Here is a 17,152-nt window from a genome sequence, read left to right as displayed (position 1 = left end):
CCGGCGCCACATCGGAATGACACGGAGCGATCATGACATTCATCGGCAAGGCGGGCGCCGCATTGGCGGCGCTCCAAATCCTGACGGCAACGGCGGGTGCGCAAACCAAGGACCTCGCGCTGCGCGATGCCGTCTCGATGGCGGCCACGGCGATGTTCCTGAACTCCGGCGCGCCCGGCCTGATCGTTGCCGTCGTCCATGGTGACGAGACCGAGATCGCTGGCGTCGGCGAGACCGCGCCGGGTAGCAAGGTCGAGCCGGACGGGCGCTCGATCCTGCGCCTCGGCTCGATCTCGAAAGTGCTCACCGGCGATCTCCTGGCGGATATGGCGGCACAAGGCGGCGTCGGCCTGAGCGATCCGTTTACCCGTTACGCGCCGCCCGGAAGCAGCGTGAAATCCTTCGGCGGCCAGCCCTTCACCTTGCTGGATCTCGCGACGCATTCGGCGGGACTGCCGCGCGAGTTGCGTGATCCGGCCGTCACGGGCGAAGGCAACCCGTTTGCCGCCTACAGGGGCGACTACTACTGGAACTGGATGCGGCAGAACGCGCCGGCTTATGCACCGGGCACGACCGCGATCTACTCAAATGTCGGCTTCGGCCTGCTCGGCGAGGCTCTCGCCCAGGCCGGCGGCAAATCCTTCCCCGACCTACTCCGCGACAGGATCACCGCGCCGCTCGGCATGGCCGATACGGTCGCCCGGCTTTCGGACGCGCAGAAGCCGCGCCTGATGACGGGGCTCGACGTGTTTGGCAATCCCGACCCGAACTGGGAGGCGACGCCGATCATGGCGGCCAGCGGCGGGCTCTATTCGACGGCCGACGATATGGCGCGCTGGATGCGCTGGCACCTTTCAGGCGAGGCTCAGGCGACGATGGCGCTGGCCCACGCGCTTTGGCGCCCGCATGACGGCTTGCGCCGCGCTGTCGGGGTCGAGGTCACGGATTCGGAAGGCATGGGGCTGGGCTGGGTCGTCAGCCGCGCCCGCGACGGCGTGCCGCTACTGCTCGGGAAGAGCGGGGGGCTCGGCGGATTCATGACCTATGTCGTGCTCGCGCCCAATCGCAAGCTCGGCATCTTCGTGGCGGCAAGCCGCGTCAATTTCGCGATGTTCGAGGGTATCCGGCAATCGGTCCGAAATCTTGCAGCGGAGCTGGCTCCGGCGGGTTCCCAGGCGCCGGCTCGCTGAAGGTATCTCTGCGGCCCGCATCGTTCCCGCATTCGCGCCAGCCGCTGTCGGCTCAGCTGATCCCGAGCAGGCGGATCAGGCCGAGGCTGATGATCGCCAGGATGATCAGCGAAAGGGTGACTGCGGTGGTGACGCGTCCGCCGGCCCTGGCAACGACACGGACATCGACTCCCAGGCCCAGAGCCGCCATCGAAACGATGGTCAGGACGGTTGCGATGTGGGAAATCGGGCCGAGCGCGGCCTCCGGGATGAAGCCATGCGTGCGCAGGGCTGCCATCGCCAGGAAGGCGATGATGAACCACGGGACCAGCTTGTTGAAGGCGATGCGCTGCCGCGTGGCGCTGTTCCCGACCGCGCCTGCCGGAGCCGTCCCGGTCGCGTCGTCCTGCAGCCTGTGCCGCAGCAGCGACAGCACCAGGACGACAGGCCCGAGCATGAGGACACGGACGAGCTTGACGAGCGTCCCGATCTGGACGCTGGCGGTGGCGACAGGCGCGGTCGCGGCCAGCACCTGCGGGACGGCATAGACCGTCAGCCCGGCCAGGACGCCGTACTGGGTTTCGGACAGCCTGAGCAGCGGAACGAGCAGCGGCAGGCCGAGCACGACCAGGACGCCTAGCACCGCGGTGAAAGCAATGGAGGCGGCAACGTCCTTGCCGTCCGCGCCGATGACCGGTGCGACCGCGGCGATGGCGGAGTTGCCGCAGATCGAATTGCCGCAGGCGACGAGGACCGCCATGCGCTTCGGCAGACCGAGCGTCCGCCCGATCAGGAAGCTGAAGGCGAGGGTTAGCGCCACCACCACTGCGATGCCGGCGATCAATGCCGGCCCGGCGGCGACGATCATCGCAGCGTTCAAGGACGCGCCGAGCAGGACGATGGCAATCTCCAGGACGGTTTTCGCCGAGAATGCGATCCCGGCGCGCCAGGTGTCCGAGGGCGTCCAGACGGACCGGACAGCGGCGCCGATCAGGATTGCCAGCACCAGGGCCTCGAGCCAGGCCCGGCCCGTGGTCGCAGCCTCGACGTGCTCCAGCGCGAAGGCGATCGCGCTGATGCCGACGCAAAGGCCCAGGCCGGGCAGGATTCGTCCCACTCCCCGCGATATCGAACCGGGAGACAGGGGCAAAGGATTGGAAGAACGCATGGTAGCCATAGGGAAATTGTCCTCTCCGCTGACCTAGCCGGAGAAGAATTCAGCTGTCCATTGCATTATTCCGACCGTTTCGTTTCATCAGATCGAACGATGGGTGCTCGGCGATGTCAGCCGCTTCTTTGGAAGAGCCTGTCGGCCATGGGCGCGCGGCCGCATGGCGACGTTCGAGGCCCCCTTTCGAGGGTTCCCTGCGTTCAGGCCCGCAAGATTCCGGCCGTCATCCGCCCTCCCACGTCATGCGACCCTCCGGCTCCGGCACTTGAAATCAGAACAATTCAAGTATCTCGTAGGCCAGCTCGTCGGTGCCGTCGCGTCGGCAAGTGGAATCGGTTCGCCAGCGGGCGGAGGATCGGACGTGAAGACAGGCCTGTCCCGCAGAAGCTTTCTCAAGGCCGGCGCAGCCGGCGTTGCCATCAAGGTTTCGCTGCTGCCGTCGCCCACGCAAGCGGAGCTGATCGAGACGCCGCCGCGTCCCGGCGCCGATTGGCTCGCTGCCGGTGGCAAGCCGAAATACCGCCTCGACGCGATTGCCAAGGTGACCGGCGGCAAGACCTTCTCGCGCGACTATCGGGCGCGCGACCTCGCAGGCTGGCCGAAAGAGCAGGCGCACGCCTTCACGCTCAAGGCGACGCGGGTCGATCGCGTCTTCGACGGCATCGATCTCGGCCTGCTCGGCGATGACCTGAAGCCCGACCGGCTCGTCCTGCATGAGGATCTCGTTGCCGATGGCGTCGCGATTCCCGTGCCCGGCTTCTATGGCGACGTCTTCTTCGTTCCCAAGGGCCAGACGGCCCGGCTGCTCGGCCAGCCCGTCGCCATGCTCATCTATCACGACTTCGCCCGCTACGACGCGGCCAAGCGCAAGCTGCGCTTCAACGACAAGGTCGTGCGCTACGGTCCCGAGGGGCCCTCGACGACGCCGGGGCCTTACGGCGCTGCGCGCTATGTCCGGATCGACGGTGGGACCCCCGACGCCGAGGACCGTTACTCGTCGCTCAAGGAGACGACGATCCGCGCCGGCTTCAAGGGCGAGGAGCCGCAATGGCCCGCCGCCGGCGACGGCGATGCGATGGCCCGCGGCATGGCGGCGGCGGTCGAAATCGAGCGCGAGATCGCCGCTGCCGGCGATGACGCGCTGGTGCTGCGGCGTTCCTTCACCAGCCAGTCCGCCGATGCCTCGGCCATGGAAGCCGATAACGGCAATGTCTGGTACGACCGCGCCAGCGGCCTGCTGCACGCGCTGATCGCCACCCAGTCGCCCTACGAGGTGGCGGAGATGGCGGCCCATATTGTCTCGAAGTCGACATTCCCGCTGAAAAGCATCGACCTCAAGATCGGCTACACCGTCGGCTACGGCACCAAGGACCACGCGATCTTCCCGTATTACTGCGTGCTCGCCGGGCTTTATGGCGACGGCCGCCCGGTCAGGCTCGCCAACGACCGCTACGAACAGTTCCAGACCGCGCTGAAGCGCCATGCCTTCCAGATGGAGAAGGTCATGGTCATCGACCGCAAGACCGGCCGGTTCCGGGCGATGACCGGGCGCTACCGCACCGATGGTGGCGGGCGCGAGAACTTCTCGGTCTCGGTCGGAACGGTCGGCGCGACGGCGGCGCAGTCGATCTATTACCTGCCGAAGAGCGATTTCTCGGCGACGATCGTCTCGTCGCGCGCGGTCGATGCCGGTTCGATGCGCGGCTACGGCACGCTCCAGACGATGGCGGCGACCGAGATGATGGTCGATGAAGCCGCCGAGGCGCTCGGCCTCGATCCCGTGGAGTTCCGGCGCCGCAACGCGCTGAAGGCGGGGATGAAGAACTCGCAGGGCGCGATCCCCTCCGGCGCCATGCGCCATGGCGAGATCCTCGACCGGGCGCAGCAGCACCCGCTCTGGGCGAACAGGCAGACGCGCAAGGCTGCCTTCGAGGCCGCCAATCCCGGCAAGAAATACGGCGTCGGCTACGGCCATGTGCACAAGGACTACGGCACCGGTGCGGAGTCGGCGCTCTGCGCGCTCGAATTCGATGCGACCGGGCGATTGAAGCTCTCGCATGTCGCGCATGAGATCGGTACGGGCGCCACGACCTCGCAGGCGGTGATGGCCGCCGGCCTGCTCGGGCGGCAACCCGACGAGACCGAGTTCGGCAAGGTGCGCTGGCCGCAGATGCCGCTGGAGACCACCGACGAGCCCTACACGCTCTCCCAGGAGGAAGAGGACAAGCGCAAGGCCAATCCGCGCTGGACGCCGAGCTTCACCTCGCCGATGAGCGCCTCGAACAGCGTCTATTATCTCGGCCATGCGACGCGCGAGGCCGCGCGGGTACTGGTCGATCTCGCGATCTGGCCGGCGGCGCGCTCGCTCTGGTCGCGCGGCATCGGCGGCGGCCAGATGGCGCCGGAGGCGGTGCGCCGCGAGGATCTGCGTATCGTTGATGGCAGGGTCACGGCCGCAGCGATGCAGCCGCTCGCCTTCGCCGAGATCGCGGCGGAAGCGCACCGGCTCGGCCTCGTCACCGGCGTCACCGTGCACAGCTTCAACCGCTGGCAATGGGCCGAAGCGGAATTCGACCTGCCCGATACCGGAAAGCGCCGCTTCGCCATCGACGCGCTCGCCGTGAAATATGGCGAGGGCGCCCCGGCCGCGCGCCGGGATTTGATGACGCAGGACGGCTGGCATTTCGTCGAACGTGCCGCGGTCTTCTACCCGCCGGCGCAGCGCAACAATGCCGGCGTCACCTATTACGCGCCGATGGCGACGCTGGCCGAGATCGTCGTCGATACCGGCAGCGGCGAGATCAGCCTGCTCTCGCATCACTCGATCCTCGAATGCGGCAACCAGATCGTGCCGGAGCTGGTCTCCGGCCAGATCCAGGGCGGCATCGCCATGGGCATCGGCCACGCGCTGAAGGAGTATCTGCCGCTTCATGAGGACGGACCGGGCGACGGCACCTGGAACTGGAACCGCTATGAATTGCCGGTCTCGAAGGACGTCGCCGTCTGGTCACAGACATCGGAGGTATTGCCGCCGCTCTCCGACACCGATCCGCCCAAGGGCATGGCAGAGGTGGTGATGATCGCCGTCGTGCCGGCGATCGCGAACGCCGTCGCCCATGCCATCGGCAAGCGCTTCTACAGCCTGCCGATCACATCCGAGAAGATCCGGGAGGCGCTGGCATGACCATCGCGATGAAGCCGCTCTCCCTCACCATCAACGACAAGCCCGTCGGGCCGATCAACGTGCCCGAGACGATGATGATGCAGGATTTCCTCTTCGAGTATCTCGACCTGACCGGCTCGCGCATGGGCTGCGGCCAGGGCATCTGCCATGCCTGCACGGTGGTGCTGGAGAAGCCCGATGGCTCGCTCGAGGAGATGCGCACCTGCATCACCGGCGCGCACTGGTTCGCCGGGCGCAAGGTCAGGACCGTGGAAGGGCAAGCTAAACGCGACGCCAGCGGGACCATCACCGCGCTTTCGCCGGTCCAGCAGGCCTTCATCGAGCATTTCTCGTTCCAGTGCGGCTATTGCACGCCGGGCTTCGTCACCGGCGCGACGGTGCTGCTCGACCAGTTGAAGCGCAATCCGGTCAGGCGCGAGGCGCTGGAGCAGGTGATCAGCGAGGCGCTCGACCGCCATATCTGCCGCTGCACCGGCTATGTCCGCTATTTCGAGGCCGTGCGCGACCTCGTCCTCAAGACTCCCGGCTTGGTAAAGGCGTAGTGCGCATGGCGAGGAAACTGCTTCTGGCGGTTCTGACGATCGCCGTCCTCGGGGTGCTTGCGGCGGGAGCCGTCTTCCTCGGCCTGTTCGAACGCAGTGTCGTGGCCAAGGATATCGAGCAGCCGCTCTCGGCCGAGCAGATGAAGACGCTGGCCAAGCGCGGCGCCTATGTCGCCGTCGCCGCCGATTGCTATGCTTGCCACGTCACCAAGGGCGGCGCGCCCTGGGCAGGTGGTCTGCCGTTCGAGACACCGTTCGGGACGATCTATTCGACCAATATCTCACCCGACAAGGAGCACGGCATCGGCGCCTGGACGCGGGCCGAGTTCCACCGCGCGGTGCGCGACGGCGTCGGCAAGCAGGGCCATCTCTACCCGGCCATGCCTTATGCTTCCTATCGCAAGCTGACGGTCGAGGACGTCGACGCGGTCTATGCCTTCCTGATGAGCCGCGAGCCGATGAAGGTGGCGAACAAGGCCAATCATCTGCCCTTTCCCTTCAACATCCGGCAGGGCTTGGCCTTCTGGAACCTCGTCAACCTGTCTTCCGATACCAAAACGGAGATCGCCGGCCGCTCGGCTCAATGGAATCGCGGCCGCTATCTGACCGACGCGCTCGCCCATTGCGGCGAATGCCATACGCCGCGCAACCTCACGATGGGGATGAAGGACAGCGCCTATCTGCAAGGCGCGGAACTCGAAGGCGTCGTCGCGCCCGACATCACCAAGGCCGGGCTGACGCGGATGGGCTTCGATCCGCTGGTGTTCGCGAGCTTCATGAAATCGGGCATCTCGGCGCAAGGCGCTATGACCAACCAGATGTTCGAGGTCGTCCATTTCTCGACCCAGTATTTCACCGCCGACGACCTCGCTGCGATGTCGGCCTATCTCTTCGATCTCGACAAATTGCCGGAGCGCACGACCCCGCCGGCGGCGCCGCAGCCCGTTGCCGTTTCCGCGGATGTCGCGGCCTCGGCGCGCGCCAGCTATCTCGCCGTCTGCGCCAGTTGCCATGGCGGCGAAGGGCAGGGCATTCCGCATGTCGTGGTGCCGCTCGCGACCAATGCCTCGCTGCGCCTGGCGGATGCGCGCAACCTCAACAAGGTCATCCTCTCCGGCATTCCTGCCCAACGCTTCCCGGGGCTTGAGCGCATGCAGCCCATGCCCGGCTTTGCCGCGCATCTCACCGACCAGCAGGTCGCCGATCTCTCCAACTGGCTGCGCGCAAGCTGGGGCGGCCAGCAACCGACTGTCACGGCGGAGGAGGTCCGCAAGCAGCGTTGAGGAACGAGGTCGGGCATCACCCATCGCCCATCGCCTCTGCCCCGCGGCGAATGCATTCCCCGTTCTCCCGGGTTGCGCCCGGCAGCGGCTGTGTTCTCCCGCGGGACCTGCTAGGGGAAGGATATTCTCCGTGTTAGCCGGCAGGGTCTCATGCAGTTTTCTCCCAATTTCGACGAGCGGATCGATCGCCGCGGCACCCATTCGGCCAAATGGGACAAGATGGAAACCGTCTATGGCGTGCCGGCCGATGGCGGCATTGCGATGTGGGTGGCGGATATGGACTTCCGCCCGCCGGCCTGCGTCCAGACCGCGCTCGATGGCATGAACGCCCATGGCATCTACGGCTATTTCGGCGATGACCGGGCCTATCTCGCGGCGATCCGCTGGTGGATGTCGAACCGGCACGGCTGGGAGGTCTCGCCCGACTCGGTCTTCACCACGCATGGCCTCGTCAACGGCACGGCGCTCTGCGTCGAGGCCTATACCAAGCCCGGCGACGGCGTCGTGCTGATGACGCCGGTCTATCACGCCTTCGCGCGTATCGTGGCCTCGTCCGGGCGGCGCGTCGTCGAATGCCCGCTGGCGCTGGAGGAAGGACGCTACGTCCTCGACATCCCCGCCTGGGATGCCGCGATGACCGGCACCGAGCGCATGCTCATCCTGTGCTCGCCGCATAATCCGGGCGGGCGCGTCTGGACGCGCGACGAATTGCGGGCGATCGCCGATTTCTGCAAGCGCCACGACCTCATCCTCGTGTCGGACGAGATCCACCACGACCTGGTCATGCCCGGCCAGAAGCACATGGTGATGCCGGTCGCGGCGCCCGAGATCATGGACCGTCTGGTCATGATGACGGCGACGACCAAGACCTTCAACATCGCCGGCGCCCATATCGGCAACGTCATCATCCCCGACGAGCGGCTGCGCAACCTGTTCCGCGGGCGCATGGAAGCGCTCGGCATCTCCCCGAATTCCTTCGGCATGGCGATGGCGACCGCGGCCTACAGCCCGGAGGGCGCCGCCTGGGTCGATGCCCTCAACCTCTATCTCGACGGCAACCGCCGTATCTTCGACACCGGGATCAACGCGATTCCGGGCGTGCGCTCGATGCCGCTCGAGTCGACCTATCTCGCCTGGGCGGATTTCTCGGGAACGGGGATGGATACGGCCGAGTTCACGGCGCGCGTCGAGAAGCAGGCGAAGATCGCCATCAATCACGGCCCGACCTTCGGCAAGGGCGGCGAGAGCTTCCTGCGCTTCAACCTGGCGACGCCGCGCGATGTGGTCACGGAGGCGGTCGAGCGCCTGAAGCTCGCCTTCGCCGACCTGCAATAAGACGGAACGGCAAGCTTCCGGAAGGAAAGGCCCGTGCTGCCGATTGACGGAAGCCGGGCCGCGTGGAACATCGTCGGCACTACCGTAATATGGGGATGGAACAATGAAGTTGACCTTGGCGCTTGCCGCTGCTGCCGTTTGCGCCGTTTCGGTGTCGGCCGAAGCGCAGACCCTGAAGACCATTCAGTCGCGCGGCGTCCTGAACTGCGGGACCGGTGCGAATCTCGCCGGCTTCGCGGTTCCGGACGCGAATGGCGTCCTGACCGGCATCAACGCCGATTATTGCCGGGCGCTGGCCGCGGCCGTCTTCGGCGACAAGTCCAAGGTGAAGTTCATCCAGCTCCCCTCGAAGGACCGGATCACGGCGCTCCAGTCGGGCGAGACCGATCTCATCGCCGCCACCACGACCTGGACCATGAGCCGCGACACCACGCTCGGCCAGAACTTCCGCGCGACCTACTACTATGACGGCCAGGGCTTCATGGTGAAGAAGTCGCTGAACATCAAATCGGCGAAGGAGCTCAGCGGCGCCTCGATCTGCATCCAGCAGGGCACCACGACCGAGCTCAACACCGCGGACTATTTCCGCAAGAACAACATGAAGTTCGAGCCGGTGACCTTCGCCACCAACAACGAGGCGACCGAGGCCTATGAGAGCGGCCGCTGCGACGCCTTCACCACGGACGCGTCCGGCCTTTATGCCGAGCGCATGCGCTTCAAGGCCCCGGCCGATCACATCGTGCTGCCGGAGACGATCTCGAAGGAGCCGCTGGGCTACGTCACCCGCCATGGCGACGACCAGTGGTTCGACATCGTCACCTGGGTCCATTTCGCGCAGGTCACGGCCGAGGAACTCGGCGTGACCCAGGCGAATGTCGACGAGATGCGCGAGAAGTCCGACAATCCGGAGATCAAGCGCCTGCTCGGCAAGGAAGGCACCTTCGGCGAGGCGCTCGGCCTCAAGAACGACTGGGCCTATAACGCCATCAAGGCGACCGGCAATTACGGCGAGATGTTCGAGCGCAATCTCGGCCAGGGCTCGCTCCTCAAGATCGCGCGCGGCCAGAATGCGCTCTGGACCAATGGCGGCCTGCAATACGCGGCGCCGATCCGCTGATCACGACGCGATCCGGTTGACGGAACAGGGAAAGGCCCGGCTGCGACGAGCAGCCGGGCCTTTCTGCATGGGGCCAAGCGTGCGGCGCTTGTCCGCAATCCGCGAAAACCCCTTGCGATCGTTCGCGGACCAGCGGAATGAGGGAGGGGCTGTTTCAGTCCGAAAAGGTGAGGGTAAAGGCGATGACGGCTCCGATCGTTCCGGCAAGCGAAGCTGTGGCCGAAAGCGAGGCGTTCCGCCCGCATACCTCGCATTGGGGCGTGTTCTCGGCCCGCATGAAGGAAGGGCAGCTTGAGGTCCGTCCGCATGAGGGTGATCCCGATCCCAACGAGATCATCCAGAATTTCCCGGCGGCGCTGCGCCATCGCGCCCGCATCGCGCAGCCGATGGTCCGCCGCGGCTGGCTGGAGAACGGGCCGGGTCCCGACGATCGCCGCGGACGCGACGAATACGTGCCGATGTCCTGGTCTGCCGTGCTCGACAAGCTCGCGGCCGAACTGCGCCGCGTGCGCGACGATTTCGGGCCCGGCGCGATCTTCGGCGGCTCCTATGGCTGGGCCAGCGCCGGCCGCTTCCACCATGCCCAGAGCCAGATCCACCGCTTCCTGAACACCTCGACCGGTGGCTATGTGAAGTCGGTCAACAGCTATTCCTCGGGCGCCTCCTCCGTCCTCGTGCCGCATATCATCGGCGACTACGAGGACCTGGTGAAGCGCAACGTCTCCTGGGAGCAGATCGCCGATCACAGCGAGATCGTGCTCGCCTTCGGCGGCATGGCGCTGAAGAACAGCATGGTCGCCGGCGGCGGCACCAGCCGCCATGTCGAGCGCGGCGCGATGGAGCGGGCGCAGGAGCGCGGTTGCGAATTCGTGCTGGTGAGCCCGCTGCGCAGCGACCTGCCGGCCGGAGCCAGGGCCGACTGGGTGGCGAACAAGCCCGGCAGCGACACGGCGTTGATGCTGGCGCTGGTCCACACGCTCGTCGTCAACGGCCTGCACGACCGCGCCTTCCTCGACCGCTACACGGCCGGCTGGCCGGTCTTCGAGCGTTATCTGCTCGGCGAGACCGACGGCCAGCCCAAGGACGCGAACTGGGCCGCTCCGATTGCCGGCCTGCCGGCCGAGGAGATCGTCGCGCTGGCGAAGCGCCTCCACGGCAAGCGCGCGCTCATCGTCGTGGCCCATGCCCTGCAGCGCGCTGCCCATGGCGAGCAGCCGGTCTGGATGGGCATGGTGCTCGCTGCGGCGCTCGGCCAGATCGGCCTGCCCGGCGGTGGCTATGGCTACGGCCTCGGTGCCATCGCCTATTACGGCCGGCGCTACAATGCCGTGCCGATGCCGACCTTCTCGCAAGGCAGGAACCCGATCAGCGACTACATCCCGGTTGCGCGCATCGCGGACATGCTGCTCAACCCGGGCACGACCTATCGCTATAACGGCCAGACCCGGACCTATCCCGAGATCAAGCTGGTCTATTGGGCCGGCGGCAACCCGTTCCACCATCATCAGGATCTCAACCGCCTGCGCGAGGCCTTCGCCCGCATCGACACGCTGGTCGTGCACGAGCTCGCCTGGACCGCAACCGCGCGCCATGCCGATATCGTGCTGCCCTGCACGATGACGCTGGAGCGCGAGGATATCGGCGGCAACCCCAACGATCCGCTGCTGGTGCCGATGCACCCGGTGGTCGCGCCCTATGGCGAGGCCCGCGACGATTACGCGATCTTCGCCGATCTCGCCGAGCGCCTCGGCACCGGCGAGGCCTTCACCGAGGGCCGCACCGCCCGGCAATGGCTGGAGCATCTCTACGAGCCGACCCGCACGGCTCTTGCCGAGAAAGGCCTGCCGGCGCCGAGCTTCGCCGAATTCTGGGCGGGCGAGGGTTTCGACCTGCCGCAGCAGCCGGATGATGGCGGCAATCTGCGCGCCTTCCGGGCCGACCCGGACGCTTCGCCGCTACGGACCCCGAGCGGCAAGCTGGAGATCTACTCCGAGACCATCGCCGGCTTCGGCGAGGCGGATTGCCCCGGCCACCCGACCTGGCTCGGCGCGACCAATGTCCCCGATGACGCCAATCCCTATGTGCTCGTCGCCAACCAGCCGCGGACCCGCCTGCACAGCCAGTTCGATTTCGGCGGCCACAGCAACGACGCCAAGCATCGCGGGCGCGAGATCGCGCATATGCATCCGGACGATGCAGGCCTGCGCGGCATCGCCGATGGCGACATCATCCGGCTCTCGAACGAGCGCGGCGCCTGTCTGGCCGCCGTCCATGTCACCGACGGTATCCGCAAGGGCGTGATCCAGTTGCCGACCGGCGCCTGGTACGACCCCGCCGACGCGAACGAGGACAAGCCGCTCTGTGTCCACGGCAATCCGAACGTGCTGACCCGCGATATCGGCACCTCGGCGCTGGCGCAGGGCTGCACCGGGCAGCTCACCACAGTGCAGGTCGCGCGCTTCGACGGCAATCTGCCGCCGATCCAGGCCTTCGATCCGCCGGGGTCGCGCACGGCGGAAGCCGCCGAGTAAACACCGAAATCCGCGATCCGCCGCTGGGAAAACCGGTGGCGGAGCGCGCGCGCCGACGACGAAACAACCCGCCGCCTGCCTCCGCGAGACCGCATGTCCTCCTATATCGACACCTATTACCGCCGCACCCTCGCGACGCAGGAGAGCTATCCGCCGGCCGAAGGCACGCTGAAGACGGATATCTGCATCGTCGGCGGCGGCCTGGCCGGCCTCACCGCCGCGCTCAACCTTGCCCGCGCCGGCCGCTCCGTCCTGTTGCTGGAGGCGCAGCGCGTCGCCTGGGGCGCGTCGGGCCGCAATGGCGGCTTCGTCAGCCCGGGCTATGCGACCTCGCTTGCCGCGATCGAGCGCCAGACTGGGCGCGAGCAGGCCGACGAGCTCTATCGCTTGACGATGGAAGGCGTCGAGATCGTCCGCGGCAATATCGAAAGCCTCGCGATCACGGAAGCGGCTCCGTCGCCGGGCATCATGAAGGTCGTCCGCTATGACGGTGGCGCCGGGCTTCAGGCCGTGCGCGACACGCAGGAGAAGCGTTTCGGACGCAAGCTTCGCTATCTCGGCCGCGACGAGACGCGCGCGCTCCTGAATTCGCCAAAATACCACGCCTCGCTCGCGGCCGACGATTCCTTCCATTTTCATCCGCTGAACTATGCCCGCGCGCTCGCCCGCGAGATCGTCCGGCTTGGCGGCAAGATCCATGAAGGCTCGCCGGTCATCTCCTGTGAACTCGACGGCGCCGTGAAGCGGCTGAAGACGGCCAAGGCGACGATCGAGGCCGAGCAGGTGCTGTTCACCACCGGCGGCTATACCGGCGACGTGCTGCCGGCGCTGCGGCGCGCCTATATCCCGATCGCGACCTATGTGCTGCTGACCGAGGCTGCGCCGGACCTGATCCGCCAGGCGATCCGCATCGGTACCGGCGTCGGCGACGACCGGCGGGCGGGTGACTATTACCGCACGGTCGAGGGCGGCTCGCGCATCCTCTGGGGCGGGCGCATCACCACGCGCACGACCGAGCCCGGCGACGTCGCCGCGATCCTGCGCCACGAGATGGTCACGACCTATCCGCAGCTCGCCGAACTCAAGGTCGAGGCCGCCTGGTCCGGCCTGATGTCCTATGCGCGCCATCTCATGCCGCAGATCGGCCAGTATCGGCCGGGCGTCTGGTACTGCACGGCCTTCGGTGGCCACGGCATGAACACCACCGCGATCGGTGGCACCGTCATCGCCGAGGCGATCCGGGGCGCCAGCGACCGCTACAAGCTCTTCGCGCCCTTCGGCCTGGTCTGGAACGGCGGTCCTTTCGGCACCGCCGCCGTCCAGTTGACCTATTGGGGCTACCAGGCCGCCGACCTGATCCGCGGGCGATAGCCGCGGCGAGCCCCGACGCCACTCAGCCTACCGGTTCGACCTGCACGACGGCCGTGGCGAGACCGGTATCCGCTCGCGACGGCGGCCGCGCGAGTTCGATCATCCGGAGCGAACCGAGGCCCTGTGGCGCGCGATGCGCGATCAGGATCAGGGCGCTCGCGGGCAGTGCCTGCCGTAGCGCGGCGAGCACCTGCGCCTCGCTCTCGGCATCCAGCGCGCTGGTCGCCTCATCGAGCACGAGCCAGTCGGGCTCCTGAAGCAATGCGCGCGCCAGGGCGAAGCGCTGGCGCTCGCCCCCGGAGAGGCCGCGCCGCATGTCCATCCAGCCTTCCGCGTCGAGCGGCCAGAGCGCTTCCAGCCCGACGGCGGCGAGCGCCTCGCGCAGCCTCTCGTCGTCGACGGCCTCCGGCGATTGCGGATAGGCGAGGGTGGTGCGGAGATCGCCGAGCGGCAGATAGGGTTGCTGCGGCAGGACGAGGATGCGTCCCTCCGGCTGTTCGATCCGGCCCTCGCCATATATCCAGAGCCCGGCGATGGCCTTGGCCAGCGTGCTCTTGCCATGGCCGGAAGGCGCTGCGAGCCAATAGCTGCCGCCGGCCTCCAGCATGAGATTCGGGATCGGCGCGAGATGGCGTCCCGCGGGCGTCGCGAGCATGAGATCGCGCAGCCGCAGCCTCGCCTCGCCCGTCTTGTGCAGGGCAGGGCCCGCCACCGGCGCGGCGGCGCCTTCGGCAGCTCTCATGAAATGCGACAGGCGGCTCGCTGCCGCTGCGAGTTCGATGAGGTCGCGATAGGAGAACACGAACCAGGACAGCGTCGTCACCACGTTCTGGAAGGCCGAGCCGATCTGCATCAGCCCGCCGAAGGTGACGCGCCCGGCAAGATAGGCTGGCAGCGCCAGGAAGAGCGGGATGCGCAGCACCGTCTGGAAATAGGGCCGCGTGAAGAAGCCGAGGATCAGCTCGCGATTGGCCAGCCTCTGCCAGTTCCCGGCGATCGCGCCGAAGCGCTCGCGGAACAGCCTTCGCTCGGCCGGCTCGCCATTGGCCAGCGCCACGGCCTCGACATGCTCGCGCAGCCTGACCAGCGAGAAGCGGAAATCGGCCTCGCGCCGCTGCTGCTCGATGTTGAGCGCCTTCAGCGGGCGCCCGAGCCCATGCGTGATGAAGGTGGCGATCGCCACGTAGAGCGGCGCGGCCCAGACCATGTAGCGCGGGATTTCAATCGCGTAGCCGAACAGGCTGAACGACAGCGCGAACGTTGAAAGCGACCAGAGGATCGAGACATAGGTCACCAGCGCGACGCTGTTCGTGGCGAGCTCCATGCCTTCGATCGTGAGTTTCTCGACGAAGATGCGGCAGTCCTCGGCGATGCGCTGGTCGGGATTGTCGAGCCCGTGGTCGGTGCGCTCGCGCAGATGCCAATAGGCCTTGCCGGCAAGCCAGCGGTCGAGCGCCGCCTCGGTCAGCGCGCGCCGCCAGCGGATCTGCACCATCTTGCGCAGATAGGCGCTGGAGAGATGCAGGCCCACGCTGATCGCGATGAGGCCGAAGAAGATCGCGATCTGCCGCAGCGCGCCGTCGACATCGAGCTTCTGCAGCGCGTTGTAGAAATCTGCGGTCCAGGAAATCAGCCGGACCATGACTTGAACGCTGGCGAGGCCGAGCCCGAAGATCAGCAGGAAATAGAGCGCGCCGACCTTGCCGCCCGGCCCGGCGATGCAAAGCCGGGTCAGCCCGACGATCTGCGAGAGCACGGCCCTCATGACGCGGCCCGCGTCGTCCGCCGCGATTGCGGAGGCTCGGGCGTATCGAGTCGGAAGAGCGCGTCGGCGATGCCGGCCACGGCGCTGGGGTCATGGGTTGCGGCTGTCTCCGGCAGCAGTACCGCGACATCCTCGATGCCGAGATCGCGCAGCTGGAACGGCGTGCCATGGCCGTATTCGAGATGGCCACGCCCGATGATCCCCACGACTAGCGGATCGTCCTCCGTTGCCGCGAGATGGTCGGCGATCCGGCAGGCGAAGGAGCGATCCCAGCACTGCTGCGCCCGCACGAAGCGGTCGAACCGCTCCGGCGCCATCGCTTCCGGTCGGGCCGATCCGCTGAACCGGCCGGTGATCGCCGCGAGATAGGCACGATAGCCCTCGGTCGCAGGGGCGGCCGGCGTGACGCCGTCCCGCTCCTCGACCGGGATCGCTTCCCAGCCGACCTGTCCGACCCGTGTGACCAGAGGCCGATGGCAGTTCAGCGCCAGCATCTTCACCCGCTGCTGCCGGCAGAAATGGAACAGCGGCAGGTAAAGCTCGGGATCGAAACCCCAGACCTCAGCCCATTCGCTGCGCTCGATGAAGGTCGCGGTATCCAGCTCGCCTGCGACCCAGGCGTCGAGCACTGGCTGGATGCGCAGCGGGAACATCTCGTACCCGACCGCCATCTGCGGCCGCAGCAGGTGCAGGCAGGTCGCGACATGGAGCTGCCAGCGATGGATCTCGGCGACGTCATGCGTCTCGCCGAGCAGGACGACGCGCTTGCGCGCCATCGCCTGCATCAGTTCGCCCTGCGCCAGCAGCCGGCCCGACTCCGGGCAGAGCCAGCTAGCGCGCGGATGGGCGAAGCTTGCGACGGCCGGGCTGGCGTCAGCCGCGGGCATCGACACCCGGCACCTCTGCGAAAGCCGCCGCCGGACCGCGCAGGACGAGGCCGAAGCTCTTGCCCTCGGCGTCGCGGGCCTGAAGGGAAACGACGCCCCCGCTTTCCGTTCGCGCCCAGTCCGACACCGCGCCGGCCTTGAGATGCAGATGGAAATCGCCCTGCATGATGTTGACGAAGCCCATCGCCGGCTTCGGCTCGGGCAGGGCGCCTTGCCAGTGCTGGAACAGGCCGGCGCGCTCGATATCGATGGCGATCGCTTTGCCGCTGGCCAGGATCGCCGCGAAGCTGCGGGCGCCGAGATCGTCCTCCGGCACCTCGGCGGAGCCGCCGCTGCCCGGTGCCTCGCGCTGGACCGGCTCCAGCACCTCGCCGGCGCCGAGCGGCTCAAGCGCCTTGTCGAAGGGCTCGAGCCCGTCGAGACCGATCAGGCTGAACAGCGTCTCGCCGGCCGCATCTTGGCATTCCAGCCGCGGCAGCACGCGCTCGCGCATCTTGCTGGTCCGGTCGGCGACGATGCTGACGACGGTTGCAAGATCGATGCGGCTGTCATGGAAGGCGCCGGACAGGCGGGCTTCGTTCCCGGCGATCGTCACGGTCTCGACTGCGCCCATCCGTTCATGGGTGGCACCGCCGGAACGGGTGCTCAGCATGACGCGGCCCATGGCGGGCAGGCTCTGCAGGATTTCGGCGGGCGATTGCACGAGCTTTTCGCGCGGGTTGGTCTCGTTGCTCATGATGGTCTCCAAAAGGGTTGCGACGCCCCGGGGTCTCGGCCGGGGCGCCGCTGATCCGCCG

The 17,152-nt window shown here is 67.3% G+C and carries 12 protein-coding genes; 8 read left to right on the top strand and 4 right to left on the bottom strand.

Annotation, left to right across the window (positions count from 1 at the left end; translation table 11 throughout):
• Positions 1-32 precede the first annotated feature (32 nt).
• Positions 33-1,190 carry a D-alanyl-D-alanine-carboxypeptidase/endopeptidase AmpH gene (gene ampH, locus BLQ70_RS01170; RefSeq protein WP_091855488.1) on the top strand — a complete coding sequence of 386 codons (1,158 nt, stop codon included), beginning with the start codon at positions 33-35 and terminating at the stop codon, positions 1,188-1,190.
• A 52-nt stretch (positions 1,191-1,242) separates the two neighbouring features.
• On the opposite strand, the gene BLQ70_RS01165 is transcribed toward ampH, so the two are convergent.
• Positions 1,243-2,346 carry a YeiH family protein gene (locus BLQ70_RS01165; RefSeq protein WP_425284537.1) on the bottom strand — a complete coding sequence of 368 codons (1,104 nt, stop codon included), beginning with the start codon at positions 2,344-2,346 and terminating at the stop codon, positions 1,243-1,245.
• A 355-nt stretch (positions 2,347-2,701) separates the two neighbouring features.
• Between BLQ70_RS01165 and BLQ70_RS01160 the strand changes: the two genes are divergently transcribed.
• From BLQ70_RS01160 to BLQ70_RS01130, 7 genes are all read left to right on the top strand, one after another.
• Positions 2,702-5,524, top strand: a complete 2,823-nt coding sequence (locus BLQ70_RS01160) for a xanthine dehydrogenase family protein molybdopterin-binding subunit (RefSeq protein ID WP_244511867.1) — start codon at positions 2,702-2,704, stop codon at positions 5,522-5,524.
• Positions 5,521-6,066, top strand: coding sequence for a (2Fe-2S)-binding protein (locus tag BLQ70_RS01155; protein WP_091855486.1), 546 nt, complete (start codon positions 5,521-5,523; stop codon positions 6,064-6,066). The genes BLQ70_RS01160 and BLQ70_RS01155 overlap by 4 nt, the downstream gene beginning before the upstream one ends.
• A 5-nt stretch (positions 6,067-6,071) precedes the next feature.
• Positions 6,072-7,349, top strand: a complete 1,278-nt coding sequence (locus BLQ70_RS01150) for a cytochrome c (protein WP_091855485.1) — start codon at positions 6,072-6,074, stop codon at positions 7,347-7,349.
• 150 nt (positions 7,350-7,499) lie between these two features.
• Positions 7,500-8,684 (top strand): MalY/PatB family protein, encoded by a 1,185-nt coding sequence (locus BLQ70_RS01145; protein WP_091855484.1) that lies wholly within the window; start codon positions 7,500-7,502, stop codon positions 8,682-8,684.
• Between the two features lie 103 nt (positions 8,685-8,787).
• The gene (locus tag BLQ70_RS01140) at positions 8,788-9,801 is read left to right on the top strand and encodes an amino acid ABC transporter substrate-binding protein (RefSeq protein ID WP_061963901.1); all 1,014 of its coding nucleotides are present in this window, start codon (positions 8,788-8,790) and stop codon (positions 9,799-9,801) included.
• Positions 9,802-9,983: 182 nt separating this feature from the next.
• Entirely contained in the window at positions 9,984-12,332 is a 2,349-nt protein-coding gene (locus tag BLQ70_RS01135) for a molybdopterin guanine dinucleotide-containing S/N-oxide reductase (RefSeq protein WP_170843267.1), read from the top strand.
• 93 nt (positions 12,333-12,425) lie between these two features.
• The gene (locus tag BLQ70_RS01130; protein ID WP_091855483.1) at positions 12,426-13,703 is read left to right on the top strand and encodes an NAD(P)/FAD-dependent oxidoreductase; all 1,278 of its coding nucleotides are present in this window, start codon (positions 12,426-12,428) and stop codon (positions 13,701-13,703) included.
• 22 nt (positions 13,704-13,725) lie between these two features.
• On the opposite strand, the gene BLQ70_RS01125 is transcribed toward BLQ70_RS01130, so the two are convergent.
• Genes BLQ70_RS01125 through BLQ70_RS01115 form a run of 3 tightly spaced genes read right to left on the bottom strand, consistent with a single transcriptional unit; the run spans position 13,726 to position 17,091 of the window.
• On the bottom strand, positions 13,726-15,468 hold the full coding sequence (locus tag BLQ70_RS01125) for an ABC transporter ATP-binding protein/permease (RefSeq protein ID WP_091855482.1): 1,743 nt from the start codon (positions 15,466-15,468) through the stop codon (positions 13,726-13,728).
• Positions 15,465-16,355, bottom strand: a complete 891-nt coding sequence (locus BLQ70_RS01120; protein ID WP_091855481.1) for a ChaN family lipoprotein — start codon at positions 16,353-16,355, stop codon at positions 15,465-15,467. Before BLQ70_RS01120 ends, BLQ70_RS01125 begins: the two co-directional genes overlap by 4 nt.
• Positions 16,342-17,091, bottom strand: coding sequence for a ChuX/HutX family heme-like substrate-binding protein (locus tag BLQ70_RS01115; protein WP_170843266.1), 750 nt, complete (start codon positions 17,089-17,091; stop codon positions 16,342-16,344). Before BLQ70_RS01115 ends, BLQ70_RS01120 begins: the two co-directional genes overlap by 14 nt.
• Positions 17,092-17,152: the final 61 nt, after the last annotated feature.

Source organism: Allobosea robiniae (genome assembly GCF_900102525.1).
GTDB classification, from domain to species: domain Bacteria; phylum Pseudomonadota; class Alphaproteobacteria; order Rhizobiales; family Beijerinckiaceae; genus Allobosea; species Allobosea robiniae.
Note: the sequence above shows the minus strand (reverse complement) of the source record. Positions and strands in the feature narration are given on the sequence as shown.